The sequence below is a fragment of the Streptomyces boninensis genome, from assembly GCF_048572725.1.
Lineage (GTDB): Bacteria > Actinomycetota > Actinomycetes > Streptomycetales > Streptomycetaceae > Streptomyces > Streptomyces boninensis.
Genome location: NZ_CP183837.1, coordinates 1 through 17323, shown reverse-complemented (window position 1 = coordinate 17323; position 17323 = coordinate 1). Strand labels below are relative to the sequence as shown.

Annotated in this window: 15 protein-coding genes and 3 pseudogenes; 6 read left to right on the top strand and 12 right to left on the bottom strand. The window is 70.6% G+C overall.

Going from position 1 to position 17323, the window contains the following annotated elements:
- Positions 1-113: 113 nt before the first annotated feature.
- Positions 114-1079, bottom strand: a complete 966-nt coding sequence (locus ACNNMR_RS00090) for a lysylphosphatidylglycerol synthase domain-containing protein (protein ID WP_419992368.1) — start codon at positions 1077-1079, stop codon at positions 114-116.
- Between the two features lie 361 nt (positions 1080-1440).
- Positions 1441-1881: a VOC family protein gene (locus ACNNMR_RS00085; protein ID WP_419992367.1), complete on the bottom strand. Its 441-nt coding sequence runs from the start codon at positions 1879-1881 to the stop codon at positions 1441-1443.
- A 54-nt stretch (positions 1882-1935) separates the two neighbouring features.
- On the opposite strand from ACNNMR_RS00085, the pseudogene ACNNMR_RS00080 reads away from it, so the two are divergent.
- Positions 1936-2271 (top strand): annotated as a pseudogene (locus tag ACNNMR_RS00080) (transposase); the annotation flags it as partial.
- Here ACNNMR_RS00080 and ACNNMR_RS00075 read toward each other — a convergent pair.
- From ACNNMR_RS00075 to ACNNMR_RS00065, 3 genes are all read right to left on the bottom strand, one after another.
- On the bottom strand, positions 2265-2714 hold the full coding sequence (locus ACNNMR_RS00075; protein WP_420000222.1) for a GNAT family N-acetyltransferase: 450 nt from the start codon (positions 2712-2714) through the stop codon (positions 2265-2267). The pseudogene ACNNMR_RS00080 and the gene ACNNMR_RS00075 sit on opposite strands and share 7 nt — an antisense overlap.
- Before the next feature lie 174 nt (positions 2715-2888).
- Positions 2889-3581, bottom strand: a complete 693-nt coding sequence (locus ACNNMR_RS00070; RefSeq protein WP_419992366.1) for a hypothetical protein — start codon at positions 3579-3581, stop codon at positions 2889-2891.
- A 230-nt stretch (positions 3582-3811) separates the two neighbouring features.
- Positions 3812-4615 carry an AraC family transcriptional regulator gene (locus tag ACNNMR_RS00065; RefSeq protein ID WP_419992365.1) on the bottom strand — a complete coding sequence of 268 codons (804 nt, stop codon included), beginning with the start codon at positions 4613-4615 and terminating at the stop codon, positions 3812-3814.
- Positions 4616-4765: 150 nt separating this feature from the next.
- On the opposite strand from ACNNMR_RS00065, the gene ACNNMR_RS00060 reads away from it, so the two are divergent.
- The 3 genes from ACNNMR_RS00060 (at position 4766) to ACNNMR_RS00050 (ending at position 6967) form a co-directional block, all read left to right on the top strand.
- Entirely contained in the window at positions 4766-5599 is an 834-nt protein-coding gene (locus ACNNMR_RS00060) for a phytanoyl-CoA dioxygenase family protein (protein WP_419992364.1), read from the top strand.
- Between the two features lie 55 nt (positions 5600-5654).
- Positions 5655-5981 (top strand): hypothetical protein, encoded by a 327-nt coding sequence (locus ACNNMR_RS00055; RefSeq protein ID WP_419992363.1) that lies wholly within the window; start codon positions 5655-5657, stop codon positions 5979-5981.
- A gap of 488 nt (positions 5982-6469) precedes the next feature.
- Entirely contained in the window at positions 6470-6967 is a 498-nt protein-coding gene (locus tag ACNNMR_RS00050) for a VOC family protein (RefSeq protein WP_419992362.1), read from the top strand.
- 62 nt (positions 6968-7029) lie between these two features.
- Here ACNNMR_RS00050 and ACNNMR_RS00045 read toward each other — a convergent pair whose 3' ends face one another.
- The gene (locus tag ACNNMR_RS00045) at positions 7030-8700 is read right to left on the bottom strand and encodes a discoidin domain-containing protein (RefSeq protein ID WP_419992361.1); all 1671 of its coding nucleotides are present in this window, start codon (positions 8698-8700) and stop codon (positions 7030-7032) included.
- Positions 8690-10264: an alkaline phosphatase D family protein gene (locus ACNNMR_RS00040; RefSeq protein ID WP_419992360.1), complete on the bottom strand. Its 1575-nt coding sequence runs from the start codon at positions 10262-10264 to the stop codon at positions 8690-8692. The genes ACNNMR_RS00045 and ACNNMR_RS00040 overlap by 11 nt, the downstream gene beginning before the upstream one ends.
- Before the next feature lie 503 nt (positions 10265-10767).
- On the opposite strand from ACNNMR_RS00040, the gene ACNNMR_RS00035 reads away from it, so the two are divergent.
- Positions 10768-11094 carry a hypothetical protein gene (locus ACNNMR_RS00035; RefSeq protein ID WP_419992359.1) on the top strand — a complete coding sequence of 109 codons (327 nt, stop codon included), beginning with the start codon at positions 10768-10770 and terminating at the stop codon, positions 11092-11094.
- A 486-nt stretch (positions 11095-11580) separates the two neighbouring features.
- Here ACNNMR_RS00035 and ACNNMR_RS00030 read toward each other — a convergent pair whose 3' ends face one another.
- Positions 11581-12093 (bottom strand): hypothetical protein, encoded by a 513-nt coding sequence (locus ACNNMR_RS00030; RefSeq protein ID WP_419992358.1) that lies wholly within the window; start codon positions 12091-12093, stop codon positions 11581-11583.
- 259 nt (positions 12094-12352) lie between these two features.
- Positions 12353-13372: an LCP family protein gene (locus ACNNMR_RS00025; protein WP_419992357.1), complete on the bottom strand. Its 1020-nt coding sequence runs from the start codon at positions 13370-13372 to the stop codon at positions 12353-12355.
- A 175-nt stretch (positions 13373-13547) separates the two neighbouring features.
- Between ACNNMR_RS00025 and ACNNMR_RS00020 the strand changes: the two are divergent.
- Positions 13548-14161 (top strand): annotated as a pseudogene (locus ACNNMR_RS00020) (acyl-CoA dehydrogenase family protein); the annotation flags it as partial.
- A 513-nt stretch (positions 14162-14674) separates the two neighbouring features.
- On the opposite strand, the gene ACNNMR_RS00015 reads toward ACNNMR_RS00020, so the two are convergent.
- From ACNNMR_RS00015 to ACNNMR_RS00005, 3 genes and pseudogenes are all read right to left on the bottom strand, one after another.
- The gene (locus tag ACNNMR_RS00015; RefSeq protein ID WP_419992356.1) at positions 14675-15112 is read right to left on the bottom strand and encodes a hypothetical protein; all 438 of its coding nucleotides are present in this window, start codon (positions 15110-15112) and stop codon (positions 14675-14677) included.
- A 157-nt stretch (positions 15113-15269) separates the two neighbouring features.
- Positions 15270-16082, bottom strand: a pseudogene (locus ACNNMR_RS00010) (beta-ketoacyl-[acyl-carrier-protein] synthase family protein); the annotation flags it as partial.
- A 958-nt stretch (positions 16083-17040) separates the two neighbouring features.
- On the bottom strand, positions 17041-17323 hold a 283-nt coding region (locus ACNNMR_RS00005; protein ID WP_419992355.1), incomplete at its 5' end, for an anhydro-N-acetylmuramic acid kinase.

Here is a 17323-nt window from a genome sequence, read left to right as displayed (position 1 = left end):
CATCTCGCACGGTGGTGGTACGCCCCCGATTGTCGCGCACCACCGGAGGCGCGGGAACCGGGTGCCTCAGCCATCACAGCGTCACAGCGGAGCAGCGTTACAGCAGCACAGCGTCACAGCACCTTGCGCCGGATCAGGGCGTAGAGCACGAGCGCGCCCGGCAGGAGCGGGAGCCAGACCGTGATCAGCCGGAAGCCGATGACGGTCGCGGTGGCCGTCGCCGCCGTGGCCCCCGCGGTGACGAGGGCGACGGCGAGGGCCGCCTCCACGGAACCGATCCCGCCGGGCGCGGGGACCAGCCCTGCCGCGATGCTCGCCGCCACGTACGCGAGCATGACGTGCAGCACCGGCAGCTGCGCGTGCAGCGCCAGCGCGACCGCGACCAGCACCGCCGCCTGGAACGCCGGGAAGGCGAACGCCCCGCCCCACAGTGCCAGCACCCGCGCCGGGCGGCGGTGCAGGGCGCGGGCGTCGGTGAGGGCCGTACGCAGAAAGCGGAGCAGCAGGCGCCGTATCGGCGGCACCGCCAGCAGCCCGGCCGCGGCCAGCGCGACGGCCCCGGCGGCGAGTGCCAGCAGCCCGGCGTCCGGGGCGACCTCGCCGAGCCGCAGCGCGTCGGGCGCGGCCACGATCAGCAGAACCAGCAGGCAGAGCCGCGCCATCGGCTCGGCCAGCGAGTACAGCGCGAGCGCCGCCGCCGACCGCTCCAGGGGGATCCCGCAGCCGCGCAGAAAGCGGAGCGTCACCACATGCGCCCCGAGCCCGGCAGGCAGCAGATGGTTCGCGGCGCCCGCCGCCACCTGCGACGCCAGCAGCCGCCCCGCGGGCAGCCGCTCCAGCACCACCCCCTGCCGTACGAGACAGACCGGCAGCCAGCACGCACACATGACGGCGACCGCGGCCAGCAGCCAGCCGGGGTGCGCCGTACGCAGCTGTGCGACGCCGTCCGCGAACAGCGGCCAGTTGTACGCCACCCACGCCGCGACCAGCGCGGGCGGCAGCAGGCAGGCGATCCGGCGCAGCGGCAGCCGGCGGAGGGCAGGGAGTACCCGCGGGAAAAGGGGAAGAGGCAGAGCCACCAGTCGGCCGTCTTTCCGCGTACGCACGCGTGGCAGGAGCGGTCGGTCCTGCAGTGGAGATGCCCGCTCCGCGGGTCATCCAAGTGTCCGGCGGCCGTCGGGTCGGCGAACACACCAGGCGGACGCCGGGCCGGTACGCCATCACCCGAGACAGCCGTCCGCCATCACCCGAGACATCCGTCCGGGATGTGTTGAACCAGGACACTGCCGGCGGTGCCGCGTGGATGTAGTGATCGCATGCCTGCCTCCGGCCGACCGTGCCCTTCTCAAGGACGTTCCCTATGGGCTGTCCCGTAACTGCTAATCGCGGTGCCGCAGTGACGTGACAGGAAGCCTTCCGGGGTGTCGTCGCCGGGCTTGGCTACCGGGCTGTCTCGGCGTGGTTCCGTCGTCCGAGCCGGTCGGTGACGAACGCGGCGAGTTCCTCTTGGGACGGGTGTCCCCAGCCGATACAGAACGGGTGTCCGGCTGGGTCCGCGTACACCTGATGGCCTTCGTCGCTGTCGAGGTCAGGAGTTGGCTGGAGCAGCCGGGCGCCGAGGGAGACTGCCTGTTCGTGTGCAGCTCGTGGGTCTTCGACATGGAGGTCGAGATGCACTTGTTGAGGGACTCCGTGTGGCCACTCGGGAGGAACGTGGTTCGGTGCCAGCTGCACGCCGATCCGCCACTCCCCATCGGCGTCGACAACACTGTGCCATGCCTCATCCTCAAAGACATGGCCGCCGAAGATCCCGGCCCAGAAGGTGCTTTCGGCCGTCAGATCGGCTGCGTCGAACACGATCACGTTACGCACCATCTTCATGAGCCGAGGCTACGAAATGCTGCCGAGGCGTGCCTGGACATCGGCCAAGTCTAGAAGTCGGGGGCCGACCGGGCCATCGACCATCTCGGCCCGAAGCTCGCCCTCCAGCCGCGCAAGCGGTTCGCGAAGGACGCAGTGCTGATCGTGGACGGCACCCTGGCGCCCACCCGCGACCACAACATCGCCGAGCAGTCGAAAAGCTACCGGTACTCCACCAACCACCAGGTGGTCATCGACGCCGACACCCGCCTGGTGGTCGTGGTCGGCCGACCGCTGCCCGGCAACCGCAACGACTGCCGGGCCTGGAGCGAATCCGGCGCCGAGGCCGCGGTCGGCACGACCACGACGATCGCCGACGGCGGCTATCCGGGCACCGGGCTCGACTACCCGTGACAGATCGGAAGGTCTCGCAGGAAGCGGGACGAGGCTCCGGCCTGGCCGGTGTATCCGCGTCGCTCGTAGAACCGGTGCGCGTCCGGTCGTCGATCATTGCTGGTGACCTCCATCCGGACGCATCCCTGGCCGGCGGCGAAATGCTCGGCTGCCTCGACGAGCCGCGACCCGACGCCGTGTCCGCGTGCTCGGTCGGAGACGACCAGTGCGGTGATTCGGCCCCAGGCGCCTTGGCGTTCAAAGAACGGGCAGACATGGACGGCGATGACACCGAGTGACTCGTCGTCGGTTTCGGCGATGTAAGCCGCACTCACCGGGTCGTCGAACCAGGCTTGGATCCGAGCGGCCAAGGCAGCCCGATCATGCTGGGGGTAACCCAGCTGGCCGAGTAACTCGTTGACGACTTCGGCGTCGGCGCTTCGCGCTGGCCGTACTCGCATGTTCACCCCAAATCGCATGGGTTGACACCTCGCTACGCCGCGACTGCGGTGAGCACGGGTGTGGTTATGTGCATACTGGCAGGCGCCGCATGTCGGCGAAGTTCATTGCGGTCTCCATGTGACTGGCCGAATGGCCGACAGCAACAACAACGTGCCGAGCTGGTTCGACCGCCATCACGATGTACGGCTGATCAGGATGCCGCGGTTTGCGTGAAATCGCTCGAATGTGTGCATGGGTAGCGAGGTTGAATCCGAGTTGTGGGAATAGCCCGAGGGATTGTGAAATTGCACGACTCCGTTGTGAACTGCATGAATCAGCACGAGGTGGCCGCCGCGGCGTGGATCGGGAGTGTCAGGGTCGCGGATCTCGGGCGATACGGAAGCGATCATGGCCTGTCCGGGCTGTATTTTCCGGGTGGCTACCTGGATAGGGGTGCGTTCTACTATCCGGCAGTCAAATCCGAATTGTGAGCTGGTCCATGCCATGAATGGCCTGTAGATCAGCCCCTGGACCTTGCCCGAGGGCTCGACCACGTAGCAGCCCCAGTCGAGAGCTTGCTCAAGAAGTTCACCCATCGAGAGCCGGACGTCGGTCCAGCCGTGGAGCAGCGACTGCAGGCATGCCAATCCGCAGATCCTGCGGGACCAGAACAGATATTCCTCGCTTGATCGGTATCCGTCCAGAGCCCAGTCGGGCATCCGCGATGTATCGGTGCGCGGCAGGAAGACCTCCAGACCCGATTGGCCTGTGCGCCGTACCACGATGTCGTCATTGTGTTCTAGGCGCCCCCACTGCGAGATGCAGGGGAGATTCCCGTTAGGTGATGGGGAAGCCGAAGTGAACATGAACCCGAAGTACTCCATCATGTAATGGGGCTTGGGCGGGCGGACGCCTATCGCGTCCCGCGTGCCGGTGAAGTTCTCGCAGGTGGTGCACTTGGCGTCCCAGCGGATCCTGGGTCGCATCCATGGGTGGCTGTTCCTCTCATGCGTCCAGTCAAGGAAATGCCGTGTTGCCACCGCGTATGCGAATTTCGATATCCCGACGATACGTCCCGGGCAGCGAAGCCACCACCGGCCTTCGACCGGACTCGCCGTCAAAGTCGGACGTCACCCGTCGCCCGTTCACCGCGCACCGCTCGCGGGGGAGCGCCGAGGGTGCGGCGGCAGGTCTTGTTGAAGGCCTGGAGGTCGGGAATGCCGACGGCCGACGCGACGGCGGTGATGGGGAGGGTGGACTCCTGCAGCAGGTGGCGTGCGCGTTTCATGCGCCGGCTGCGGATGTAGGCGACCGGTGTCAAGCCGGTCTCCTCCCGCAGCAGCCGGGTCAGGTGGTTGTGCGAGACGCCGGCGGCCGCCGCGACCTGCTGGACCGTCAGCGGACCCGCCAGGTGGGACTCGACGTGCGCGATCGCCGCCTCGACGGCTGGGTGCGGGCGCACGGTTCCGCTGCTGCTTCGTCGTCCCAGCCCGGCGACCCGCCACAGCGCCGTCCAGACCTCGGCGGCGGCGCGCGCCGGGGCGGCTGCCCAGGAGGTGACGGCTGCCTGCAGCAGATCCGTGAGGACGGGCGTCTGTGCACCGGCGTCCTGCATGACGGGGATCGTCGTGGGCGCACCGCCGGCCGCGGGGTCGGGCTCGCGCAGGTGCGCGTAGAGGTGCTCGCTGCGGCCCTGGTAGCGGTAGCGCACCGGGGTGCCGGGCGGGATGAGGGAGACGCGGCCGGGGCGGATCGTATGCCGCGCGCCGTCGACCTCCAGCACGGCCTCGTACCGGTACAGATGAAGCTGCCACAGGTCGGGCAGCAAGAAGTCATCGACCCGGTGCACCGTGCCGTGCACGCCGACGCCAAGGTTCGCCACCTGCGGCGGCGCCTGCAGCCGGAAGCCGGTGGTCTCCACGTCCAAGCCCCTCTCGCCACTCCGGTGAAAAATTACCAGCAGTGGGTGAAGCTGTCCCACGCCAATCCACTGCCCCAGCAATACCGTTGAACCATCCGAACCACCGGTGGGCACGGTCGTCCACCGGAACTGCTGCGAGCGGGAGCCGGGATGGCCAACACCCTTGAACGGAAGCACCTGCTGACATCCGCCCAGGTCGCACACTTCGTCGCCCACGGCTCGCTGCGTCTGGACGCGGTGGTGCCGGAGTCCATGAACGGGGAGGCGCTGCGCGTTCTGGAGGCAGGGGTGCCCGGCGTGCCGTACGGGACACCGCTGTCACAGGCGTACGCGCCGGACTCGTTCCCGCGGCGGCTCCTGGACCTGCCGGCCGTGGCCGGCGCCGTACGCAGCCTGGTCGGCCCCGAGCCGACCGTGGACCACCACTTCGTGCACGTCCGCGAGCCGCACGACGGCACGGCACAGAACATGCACGGCGATGCCATCATCGACGGACGCACGGACGCCTTCGACATCCAGCTGATGTACTACCCGCAGGACGTCACCCTGGAGATGGGCGGCACGCTCAGCGTGCCCGGCAGTCATCTGCGGCGCATCAACGAGACGGACGTCGGCCGGTACCAGAACCTGCGCGGCCAGACCCGGCTGACCTGCCCGGCAGGCACCGTCGTGCTGTTGCACCACGGCATCTGGCACGCCGGCCGCCGCAACGACAGCGCCATCCGCCGCTACATGTACAAGATCCGCCTCAACCCGACGGTGCGGCAGTACCGGCTGTGGAACACCGATGACCTCCACGACCCGGCCGTCGCCCAGGAGCTGACCACCCGCTTCCCCTGGTACGAGAACGCCACCGCACGCCTCGAGATGTACAACCGGGTACTGCTGTGGCAGGCGCTGGCCGGCGACGCGTCCTTCGACCCCGAATTCTGGGTGACCCGGGTGACCAATCGCCCGCGCCGCATGGACCGCTCAATCCTCTGACCGCCACGCACTGACCACGACGCCCGCTTCCCTCTCCGAGAAAGGCGGCACGGCCGTGACCACCGCACTGCAGACCACCCCGGCTGAGACGCTCGTGGAGCGCGAGACCCGCCAGCGGATTCTCGTGCTCTACCTGGCCACCTCGGCGCTGGACGCCCAGGTGGTCGGATGGTCCGCGTATGATGGCACCGGCGCAAGTTCCCCGACTACCGGCGACGGCGACGAGCCGCCGTACGAGACCGGCCTCGAGGCACTCCGGGACGGCTGGCGCCTGCTCCACCTCTCCCAGCTCAACCCGCCGCTCCCGGACCACGAGTACGACGTTTCCTTCCTCAAGCACGAGTTCGTCTTCGAGAAGGTCTACGACGTCGTGCGCGGCTGATCGGGGGTGTACCTGGCGAGCATCGTCTGGACGGCCTCTTCGACGGCACTGTGTACGTCGCCACAAGATCGAAATCGGCCGCACATACAAGGTCCACCGGCAGTGGTTCCGGGAAGTCGTTGCCGCCGACGGGGTGCTGCGTGCACGGCAGGAGCCCGGCGGCCCGGCGGCCGGCAAGCACTGAACCGGATCGGACTCGGCACACAGGGCCTCGGTCTTTCTGGTCGCTGCACCCGGGAGCGCCGACGAACTGCAGCCACCGGCCCGGCTCCCGTGGACCACATCGGCGCGGATCGTCGCCTTCGACCGCGGCTCCCGTTCATAGGTATGGCGCCCGTTGACGCGGGCCTCGGCGCACCGCTTGACCGGCTTCTGGCCATGTCTCGTCAAGGTCGCCCCGCTGTCGGAGTATCTAGGACAGGAATTGACCTATTGGGGATCTGGCGTCATCACCACGTTGAGACGCTCGCACTCCAGGAGGCAGCCAGATGCCCGTCAAGCCGGTTCCGCAGGGCTACCACACCGTGACGCCGTGGATCATTTCTCGTGACACGGTGCAGCTCATCGACTTCATGAAGAGGGCGTTCGACGTGGAGGAGCTCGCGTGCCTGGCCGGCCGGGACGGAGGCATCGCGCGTGCGGAGGTACGGATCGGTGACTCGGTGGTGATGATGTTCGACGCGCGGCCGGAGTGGCCGCCGACTCCAGGCTTCCTCCGCCTGTACGTCGAGGACGCCGACGCCGTGCACCGGCAGGCGGTTGCAGCCGGCGGCACCTCGGTCACCGAGGTCACTCACCTGTTCTTCGGCGACCGCGTGGGGCGGGTGCGCGATCCGCTCGGCAACCTGTACTGGATCCAGACCCGTGTGGAGGACCTGAGCCCGCAGGAGATGGAACATCGCTTGGGCGACCCGGAGTTCACCGAGGCGATGGAGTACGTCCAAAGCGCCGACTTCTTCCCAGGCCGCGCCACCGGCCTCGGTTGACGACGCACCGCCGGGATGGTTGTTGGTCCGTGCGGTGGCGGGTTGGTGTGTCCGGTTGGGTGCTATTGCGTGGTGATCTCGGCTGCGGAGCAGAAGGAGCCGCCGCTGGCGGTGGTTGCTTCCAGGCGTACGTATCTGGCTTGCACCGGGTCGAAGGAAGCGGTTTTCAGGCGCGCGTCCGCTGACCAGGTACCGCTCGCCGCCTTGGTGAAGGCCTGGCCGTCGGTGCTGGTGTACACGTTGTAGCCGGTGATTGTCCCGTTGAGGTTGCCGTCGAACCGCGGCTGGTAGGTGAGTCTGGAGACCTGCTTGGTTTCCTTGAGGTTCAGCGTGATGGACTGGGGCAGCGGGTTCGGCGGCGAGTATTCGGAGTGCCAGAAGGTGTTGATGTCCCCGTCGACGGCGGCCTCGGGCTGCGTGCCGGGGTGGTAGCTGGTGGCGACCACCGCTGCCTCGGTGCACTCCTTGGGCAGCGAGATCTTAAGTCGGGCGGTGACCGGGCCGATATCCACGGTGACGGTGGCCGATCCGGGCCCGACGTCCTGCGGGGCCGTCACCCGCAGCGGCACCGTACGGGCCTGGCCGGCCGGGACGGTCACCGATCCGCTGCCCGCGGTGACTTTGAGCGGCGCATCGGCCTCGGCGCTCACCTCGTCGGTGATGTCCTTGCCGGTGTTGTTCACCACCCGGGCGAGCGCGGCGGACTTGCGGGTGCCGAGTTCGCAGTGGTCGAGGGTGATCTGCGCCGGCGCCACGGACCGCTGGACGTCCTTTCCGGCTCCCACGGTTGCCCAGCCAAACGGCGCGTCGGCGTAGTACTCGCGGCGGCAGGCGTCGTCGGCGGAAGCCGACTCGCCCGTGTCGAACGCTTTCTTGCACGCGGCGCGGTCCGGAAGGTCGGTGTCGTAGGCGGTGTCCAGGCGGGCCCGGGAGACGCTGCCGCGGGCGAAGACGTGGGCGCTGCCGCGGCGGGTGGCGGCACCGGAATGTCCGAAGACGGCGTCGTCGTAGCCGTAGGTCTCGGTCGCGGTCTTCCAGAACGGCTGCGGCGTGCAGTCCACCGGCTGGTAGTCGGCGGTGTCGATGCAGCGTCCGGCCCGGTAGTCGCCGCCGAGCACCGGCACGGCCTGGGCGGTGTCCTGGCCGGCCTTCTCGAGGAGCGAGTGCAGGGCCCGTACGGCGGTCTGCGGATCGCCCGCGGCGTGCGCGCTGACCACCGGTATCCGCAGCCCGGTCCTCTTCTGGGCGAGGAGGGCGTACGCCTGGTCCTCCTCCTGGACGCGGGCGAAGCGGCCCTTGTCCAGCACCCGCATGCTGGTGGAGTCGATGAGGATCGCCGACTGGCGTACGGCGGCGTCCGGGCCGAAGGCGGAGCGGCCGGGGGCGGCGACCACGCGGTAGCGGTGGCCGGTCGCTGCGGTCATCCGGTCCGCGACCCGGTCTGCGCCGGGGCCGAGGATTTCGGTGAGGAGCAGCACGTCGGGGGCGTGCGGGGTGGCGGCGGTGATCCGGCGGACGAAGTTGTCCAGGTCGCGCGGGTCGCGCGCGTCGGCGGGACGGATGGCGTCCTGGAGGTTCGCGGAGACCACAAGGGCCTTGCCGGATGGTGTGTCCTGCGGGCCGGAAGCGTGTCGGAAGGCCGAGGCCAGTGCGGCCGAGGAGGCAATCAGTGCAGTGACGGCGACGGCGGCGATGGTGGCGGGCCAACGACGGCCGCGATGCTCACGCTTCATGGAAGTCCGCCTTGCCCGACTCGACGACGAAGGATGCGCGCCGTGACACCTTGCCGCCGGGCTTTGTCACCTGATCGAGGACCTGATAGTCGCAGGTCCACTCGTCCCGGGTGGCCCGGCAGCTCAGGTAGCCCCGCTGGTTGTTGAAGAACTTGAGGTGCGGATTGGCGTCGAGCCACTCGCGGCCGCCCGGGGTCATGTCCGAGCCGTTCTGCCCGGTGGTCAGGGAGGTGCCCAGGAACTCCGGGGCGATGGTGGGGGAGTCCGGGTCGTTGAAGTCGGCCTTCAGCTCGGCGGCGCAGTTCACGTGGGCGTCGCCGGACATCACGACCGGGTTGGCCACCCGGCGTTCGGCGATGCCGTCGAGCAGCCGCTTGCGCCCGGCGGCGTATCCGTCCCACGTATCGGGGTTGAGCTGCTGGAGTCCGGGGTCGGTGAGCCGGTCGAGCTGGAACATCATCACCTGGTTGACCAGCACATTCCAGGTCGCTTGTGAGGAAGCGAGCGAATCCAGCAGCCAGCGCTCCTGCCGCGCGCCGAGCATCGTACGCGTGGGGTCTTCGCGGGCTGCGATGTCCTCACTGCTGCGGAACTGGCGCTGGTCCAGTACGTACAGCGTGGCCATGGAGCCCAGGCGGAGCCGGCGGTAGAGGGACATGTCGTAGGCGCGCGGCAGCGAGGAGCGGCGCATCGGCAGGTTCTCGTAGAACGCCCGCATCGCCGCGGCGCGGCGGCGCAGGACGTTCTCCGGGGTGGCACCGGTCGGCTCGGTGTCGCCGGCCCAGTTGTCCTGCACGTCATGGTCGTCGATGAGCGCGACGAACGGAGCCGCCTGGCGTGCGGCGATCAGGTCGGGGTCGGAGCCCACCAGCGCGTGCCGCAGCCGGTACTGGTCCAGGGACACGGTCTCGAGCGCGTGGGCGGCGGACAGCGGGACGCCGCGCACGCCGCCGGTGGCGTTGATTCCGTACTCGTAGATGAAGTCCCCGAGGTGGACGATGGCGTCGAAGTCCTGCTCCGCCATGTGCCGGTAGCCGGTGTAGAAGCCGCTCTCCCACTGCTGGCACGAGACGAAGGCCAGGGAGAGCGCGGCGACGGCGCCGGGCGCGGGCGCGGTTCTGGTCCGCCCGATATCGCTGATCTCGCCCGCGGCGGCGAACCGGTACCAGTACTCGCGGCCCGCCCGCAGCCCGTCGACCTCGACGTGCACCGAGTGCGCCAGGTCCGGGCTCGCGGTGGCCGTGCCCCGGCGCACCACCTTGCGCATCCTGCTGTCCTCGGAGATCTCCCAGCGCACGTGTACGGGTTTCGCGGGCATCCCGCCGCGGCCGTCGTCGGCCAGCGGGTCGGGCGCCAGCCGAGTCCACAACACCACGCCGGACGACGTGGGTTCACCCGAGGCGACGCCGAGCTTGAACGGGTACCCGGGCAGCCTGCCACCGCCACGGCCGCCACGGCCGCCGCGACCGCTGCGAGCGTCGGCCGCGGCATGCAACGCCCCGAGGGCGAGGACGCCGCCGCCCGCACCCCCGACCGCGAGCAGCTGACGCCGCGTCAGCGACATCTGTGACCTGTGCACCTGCATGGAAGATTCCGATCGATCAGGATCGTGCTGCCGTCCCACAGGTTCACCTGAACACCACTGTGCAGCAAGGGCCTTGACGAATAATTCCTAATTCTTGCCAGCTTGCTCACGCGTTGTGACTGTCCGAATATGTGGCACACATGGGAGCCGGTGCCGAGTTGCCAGACGGGTAAGTGCTTGCGTCGGAACGGGAAACCACGTGATGCGGGTCGTGGGGCGACCCGGTTCTGTGGAACGCTGGGCCGGTGATCACTGACGGCTGCACGGGACGTCGACGCCGATTTGGCCTGGCCGAACACTCTCGTCGACGACCAGGTCACGCCGGATCTCCACTCCGGAACTTCGGGGGCGCTGCCGGCCCTCGTGGACGCGTGGCGATACTTCACGTCGGAGATCCTCCTCAATGTTGTTGCGGAGCGTGTTCTGGGTCTGCCGGCTGAGCCCCGTGCTGACAAGGACGCCGCCTGGAAGGACCTCCCGCGATGACCGCGGCGGCTGCGGCGGCTGCGGTGGCTGCGGTGGTTGGTGCCGGTTTTGTTCTGTGCTCGGAGGCGGAGGAGGGTCTGCGTGCCGCGGTGCGTGCGCTGCTGGCCGCCGGGTGCGATCCCGTCGTCGTGATCACCCGTACGGAGGCTGCCGGCGGCCCGTGTGATCCGGCGCTGTGGATGGTGCTGGCCCGCGGTATCGGGGCTGCGGGGCTGCTGGTCCCGGAGGGCCTGGACGGCGCCGGGGCCACCCATCGGGCGCGGCGGTGGTGCTGGTGGGGCTGCCTGTCTGAGTGGGTGGTCGTCTCTGCCTGCCTGGGGTGAAGCGGCTGGCTGTGCTGGTGGGGACGGCCGTCGGGTAGGCCGGTGATTGCCCGTGCGCCGGGCGGGCGGCGCGGCGTTCTTTGTGCTGGGGCCGGGTGTGAGGTGGTGGCTGGTCGGGGCCGCCGCTGCGGGCACCATCCGGATGCGGGTGGGGACGGCTGCCGTCGTCGGGCTCGCCGCCCGGGCTCGCCGCCCTGGTCCGCTTGTTCGGCCGCCGGCCGCCGGCCGACCCGGTCTCCCTGTCGGCCGGGTCGGCCGGGTTGGCCGGGTCGGCCGGGTTGGCGGGGTTGGCGGGGTCGGCGGGGGTGGGGGTGGATCTGGGTGGCTGGTGGGTGGTCGTGGCGGGCGGGCCGTGCAGGTCGGTGCCGGGTCGGGCGGGCGCGGGCCTGCGGTGGGCGCGGATGCGCCTGATGGCCGTCCATGGCCATCCGTGGCGTTCCGGTCGGCCGGGGGTTTGGTGTGGTTGTTGCGGGGGCTTGCCGGTGTTCAGTCTCGTTGGGCTTTGGCCACGGTGGGCCGGCCCTTGGCGTCGGCGGCTTCTCTGCTGAGTGCGTGTCTGTCCACGAGTTCGCCTGGTTCGATGTCCTGCTGTCCGATGAAGACTGTGTCCACCACGTTGCCGTGTGCGGCGACGAAGTTCACCTGGATTGAGTAGAAGGCCTTCTCGTCGGAGCTGTTGTTGATCCGGACCAGGCCGGCGCGCAGGTCGTCGCCGGTGTGCTTGACACTGATCCCTCTGACCGAGACATCGGACATCGCGTTGCCCCTGTCCTTGATCTCACTCAGCCGTTCCTCGGCTCTTTCACGGTTGCGCAGCAGGCGGGTGGAGCGGGTCTCTTCGGCGTACGGCTCGTCTTGTGCCGACGGCGATGCGGACTCATCTGCCGGTAGGGCTCGGGTGGCGGAGGGCTGCTTGAGTGTGGTGGCGGACGACGCGCAGGCACCGGCACCCATGACCGCGAGCGTGACCAGTGCCAGGTGGATGCCGTGCTTCGTCAAAGGGCGGCTCATGACTTTCCGGTCTGCGGGACGGGTGCGGCCGGACTCCAGGAGTGTTGTCGGATGTCTCCCGTATGAACTCAAGTAGCCGCTTTATGCATCCGTAGGGCCGGGAGGGACGTCCGGGCCGGACGCACCTGCACGTCACGCCGAAGGCCGCAGCGCACCGTTCGCGTCCCGCAAGAACCTGGAGGACGCCGGCTCGGACCGCCGGCGCATCGGCCGGCTGGGGCCGGCGGCGGCTGGTGGCGGTTGGTGTTTATGGGGTGGTGGGTTGGGTGGGGCTGCCTTCGCAGCCGAAGCGGGTGCCGGCCGTGGTGCGGGTGTCTTGTTCCAGGGCGTTGGTGCCGCGGCGGGTTTCGGCGGTGTGGAGGGGTTTGTCGTTTTGCATGGTGTGGAACATGCGTTGTGCGTGCTGCCGGTGGAGGGCCACTGTCGAGCCGGCTCCGGGGACGGTGGCGCCGAGGTCGGCGATGGGCGGGGTGGCGAATTCGACGTTCTCCAGCTTCAGGTTGCGTGCTTTCCAGCCCAGTTCGAGGAGGTCCTTCGTGCTGTTGCCGGGCGTGGTGTGCAGTGATTTCGCCAGTTGTGCGGCGAGTTTTTCCAGGCGTCGGCGGTCGTGGAGGTCGCCGGTGTCGATGATGCGGCCGGCGAGGTCGGAGGTGAGGCGTTGCTGGCGGCGGATGCGGGTGATGTCGCCGTTGGTGGTGTTGTGGCGGGAGCGGGCGTAGGCGATGGCTTGTTGTCCGTCGAGGCGGTGGGTGCCGGCGGGCAGGTTCAGGCCGGTGTACTGCAGGTCGCGCAGGGGCCGGCGGGTGCAGACCTGTGCGCCGCCGAGGTCGTCGACGATCTTCTCGAAGCCGGCGAATTTGACGGTCAGGACGGTGTCGATGTCGACGCCGGTGAGGTCCTCGACGGTGCGCTCGGCCAGTCGGCGGCCGCCGATCGAATGCGCGGCGTTGATTTTTCTGCCGAGGCGGGGTGCGTAGACGTCGCGGGGGATGGACAGGACGCCGGCCCGGCGGCCGTTGCCGGACAGGTGCATCAGCATGATGACGTCGGAGCAGTCGCAGCCCTGTCCGCCGGCGTGCAGGCGCCTTTGCTCGGCCGCCGACAGCCCGGCCCGGGTGTCGCGCCCGAGCAGCAGCACGGTGGTGCCGCCCGGGTCGCTGGTCAGTTCCTGTCCTTGGGCCGCGCCGTAGCCGGTGGTGGTCAGGGCGGCGGCGGCCAGGCCGGCGGCGAGCAGGCGTGTTCTGGTGCGGTGCGGCGGGTGCGGCATGGCGGGCCTCCGGTCCGGGCGGCGACGGGTGATCGCCCCGGAATCTAGACCCTCGATGTCCGATTTGCCCGCCCTTTGGCGGCGTGTCCGGTGGGGTCATCCGGCAGCAGGAGGCCAGGCATTGTTTCCGTGACTGTTTCCTGTTGCCAAGCAACCGCTTGGTATGCGCGGCTGCACCAGGGTGGCCGACGCGGCGGCGGATGTGCTGCTGGTGCCGGCCGCCGGCGGCCTGTTTGCGGTCGGGGGTGCCCGGCTGGAGCCGCAGACCCCTCTTGATCTGACCCGCCCGCTGGCCGGGGTGGTCCTTCGGGGCACGCCGGGCACGCGTCTGGCCGGTGCGGACGCCGCCCGGGCGGTGGTGGAGCGGGCGCTGCTGGCGGGTGCCGGGCTGCTGGCTTCGGAGCAGGTGGGCGTCGTGGGGTGGTGTCTGGCGGAGACGGTGGCGTATGTGAAGGTCCGGCGGCAGTTCGCGCGCCGGGCCGGCGGTTTCCAGGCGCTCAAGCACCGGATGGCGCAGTTGTGGCTGGAGCTGGTCTCGGCCAGGGCCTGTGCCGGGACGCGGCGGGCGCGCTGGCCGAGGGTGCGGACGATGCGGCGGTGGCGGTGGCGGTGGCCTACTGTGCGCAGGCGGCGGTGCATGCGGCCGAGGAGGTGCTGCAGTTGCACGGCGGTATCGGCATGACCTGGGAACATCCCGTCCACCTGTATCTCAAGCGGGCCAAGAGTGACCAGCTCGCCCTGGGCACCCCCGGCCACCACCGCGCCCGCCTGGTCGACCTGCCCGCCTGAACGCGCAACACCTGGGGCGGGGGCGCGGCGCACCCGTCGTGCCCCTGCGCCCGGGTGTTGCGCGGCACGGCTGTGCCCGGGGTCCGTGCTGCGGCCCCGGGCCCTTTCGCATACGTCCCTGTTCCTCGGGTCCCTGTCCCTCGGGGGGCAGGGCTGTGCCGTCGGGCTCGGGCTGCTGTACCCGGCCCGGCCGCCCCGTCCCCTCTCCCGGCGCAACCGGGTTCAGCTCCCCGGCCGAGCCGTCCCCTTCACCCACCGGGGTCCGGCCCCGGCCTGGCCCGGGCCCGTGGCACGGCCGCCGTACCCAGGTGGTGCCACGGCTCCGTGGTTCTGTGTGCGGGGTGTGGGTTGGGGGGTATGGCGGCGCCGGGCCTGCCGCAGTCCGGGGCACGGCCTCAACCTCAACCTCAACGTCAACGTCAGCTTTCGCTTTCGGCCTCAGTCTCAGCTTCAGCTCCAGCCCCGGCTCTGGCCCTGGCCCGGGCTCCGGGCTCCGGGCTTGAGGTGGGGGTTTCAGGTGGTGTGGTGGCGGAGGGCGAGGACGGCGTTGTGGCCGCCGAATCCGAAGGAGTTGGACAGGGCGAGACCTCGGCCGGGGGGCAGGGGGCGGGGGTGGGTGGTGACGATGTCGAGGCCGAGGTGGGGGTCGGGGTGGGTGTGTCCGGCGGTCGGGGGGATGAGTTGGTGGTGGAGGGTCAGGGCGGTGGCGACGGCTTCGACGCCGCCGGCTGCGCCCTGGAGGTGTCCGAGTGCGCCTTTGGGTGCGGTGACGGGGATGGTGTGGGGGGTGAAGAGGGTGTTCAGGGCTGCTGCTTCGGCGGCGTCGCCGGCCGGGGTGGCGGTGGCGTGGGCGTTGATGTGGAGGACGTCGGCTTCGGTGGCGCCGGCGTCGGTGAGGGCTTTGCGGATGGCGGTGGTGATGCCGGTGCCTTCCGGGTCGGGGGCGGTCATGTGGTGGGCGTCGGCGCTGATGCCCCAGCCGGCTGCTTCGCAGTAGATGCGGGCGCCGCGGGCGAGGGCGTGTTGTTCTTCTTCGAGGATGAGGAGAGCCGGCGCCTTCGCCGAGGACGAAGCCGTCGCGGTGGCGGTCGAAGGGGCGGGCGGCGTGCTGCGGTCCGTCGGGGGCGGGGGACAGGGCGCGCATGCTGGCGAAGCCGGCCATGATTTCGGGGGTGATGACGGCTTCGGTGCCGCCGGCGGCCATCACGTCCACGTGTCCGTCGCGGATGCGGTCGATGGCCTGGCCGATGGCTTCGGTGCCCGAGGCGCAGGCGGCGACGACGGTGCGGGCCTCGCCGCGGGCGCCGAGGTCGATGGCGATGTGGGCGGCCGACGCGCTGGGGACGAGCATGGGGGTGGTGTGGGGGGAGACCCGCCGGGCGCCCTTGTCGGCCAGTGAGCGGTGGGCGTCGACCATGACGGGGGCGCCGCCGATGATGGTGCCCACACTGACCCCGGCCCGGCCGGGGTCGGCGTGGGCGCACGTAAGCCCTGCGTCGTTCCAGGCCTCGCGTGCGGCGAGGACGGCGAACTGCGTCGAGCGGTTCATCGTCCGGGCCTGGCTGCGCGGCAGCATCTCGCCGGGCTCCACCGCGGCCGGGGCGGCCACCTTCACCGGCAGTTCCCGGAATTCCTCGCCGGTCATCTCCTGCGCTGCGCACCTGCCGGCGAGCAGCGCCTCCCAGGTGCTGGCGGCGTCGCCGCCGAGCGGGCTGATGGCCCCCACCCCGGTGACGACGACGCGCCGCCCCCGCCCCCGGGCCCGGCCGCCTCCGGCGGCGGCTGCGGCTGCGGCTGCGGGGGATGCGGGGGGTGCGGGGGGTGCGGGGGGTGCGGGGGGTGCAGAGGGTGCGGGGGAGACGGTGCCGGCGGGCTGCGGATGTCCGGCGGGCTGCGGGTGTCCGGTCCCGGCCCGTTCCATCAGCACGTCCACGGTGGCGAACCGCCGCATCCGGCGGTGGAAGGGGGTGCGGCCGGCCAGCGGCCGCAGGGTCAGTTCGATGTGTTCGGGGCCGTCCGGGATGCTGCCGGTGACCACGTTTCGTTGTCCGTCTGCGTCCAGCAGTACGTCGCCGGGCACGAGTTCACCGCCGGTGCAGGTGTGGACGGTGCGGGAGCGGTCGTTGCTGTCGTTCACGGCAGATCCTCGGGGCAGAAAACAAGGACAAACCGGACAAATGTCTCGGTCTGGTGGGCCCAGTCTTGCCCCGCCGCCCCGCTCGCCGGGGTGGCCCGGATCACTCACCCGCCCCGCCCGCCGGGGTTGAGGCCCAAGGTCCCGCCCGCTGCCCGCCCTTTCGGCAGCCTGGCCGGGGGCCGAAAGTCCCGCCCCCGGCCAGTTCCGCAGCCGGCTGCGGAACTACCTGTGCGGAACTACCTGTGCGGCCACGTGCCCGGCCGGCGCCGCAGCGGGACAGCATCGCCGCGCGGGCAGCACCCTTTGCCGACTCGGCCGCCGGCACGGGTGGCCCGGAGCGCAGCCGGCCGGGTACAGGCGCTGCAAAGCCTGGGCCTCCGCAAAGCCTGGGCGCCGCCGGGGGATGAGGGGAAGACTGCGCCATGCCCGCGTGTCCCGCTTCTCATCTGGGCGCGGGAACGCCCGGCCAGGTCGAGCCGCCCCCACCCCACCCCGGCGCCCCGCCACACCCACCCCACCCCGCCACACCCACCCCACCCCGGCGCCCCGCCACACCCGCCACACCCGCCACACCCGGCGCCTCGCAGCGCCCGCCCTGTCGGCCGGCGCCTGCCCGGGCCGGTCAGCCGGTCAGCCGGTCAGCCGACCCGCCGACCCGCCGACCCGCCGACCCGCCGACCCGCCGACCCGCCGACCCGCCGACCCGCCGGTCCGCCGGTCCGCCGGTCCGCCGGTCCGCCGGTCAGTCCGGCCCGCCGACCACCCGCAGCCGCTGCGGCGCCCACCGGTCCGGCGGCGGCAGTACGAGCGGCTGGGCACCGGGGGTGAAGGACCCGAGCACCACCGGCCCCGACGCCCCGGTCGCCGACGGCACGTTCCCTGCCAGCCCGGCATAGGACAGGTAACCGAGCAACGCGAACAGATAGGCCTCCTTGCCCTGCGCGGGCAGCCCGAACTCCTCGCTGCCCCGCACCCGCACCCCCGCCCCGCACAGCGAGGCGATCCGCTCCATCAGCACCGGGTTA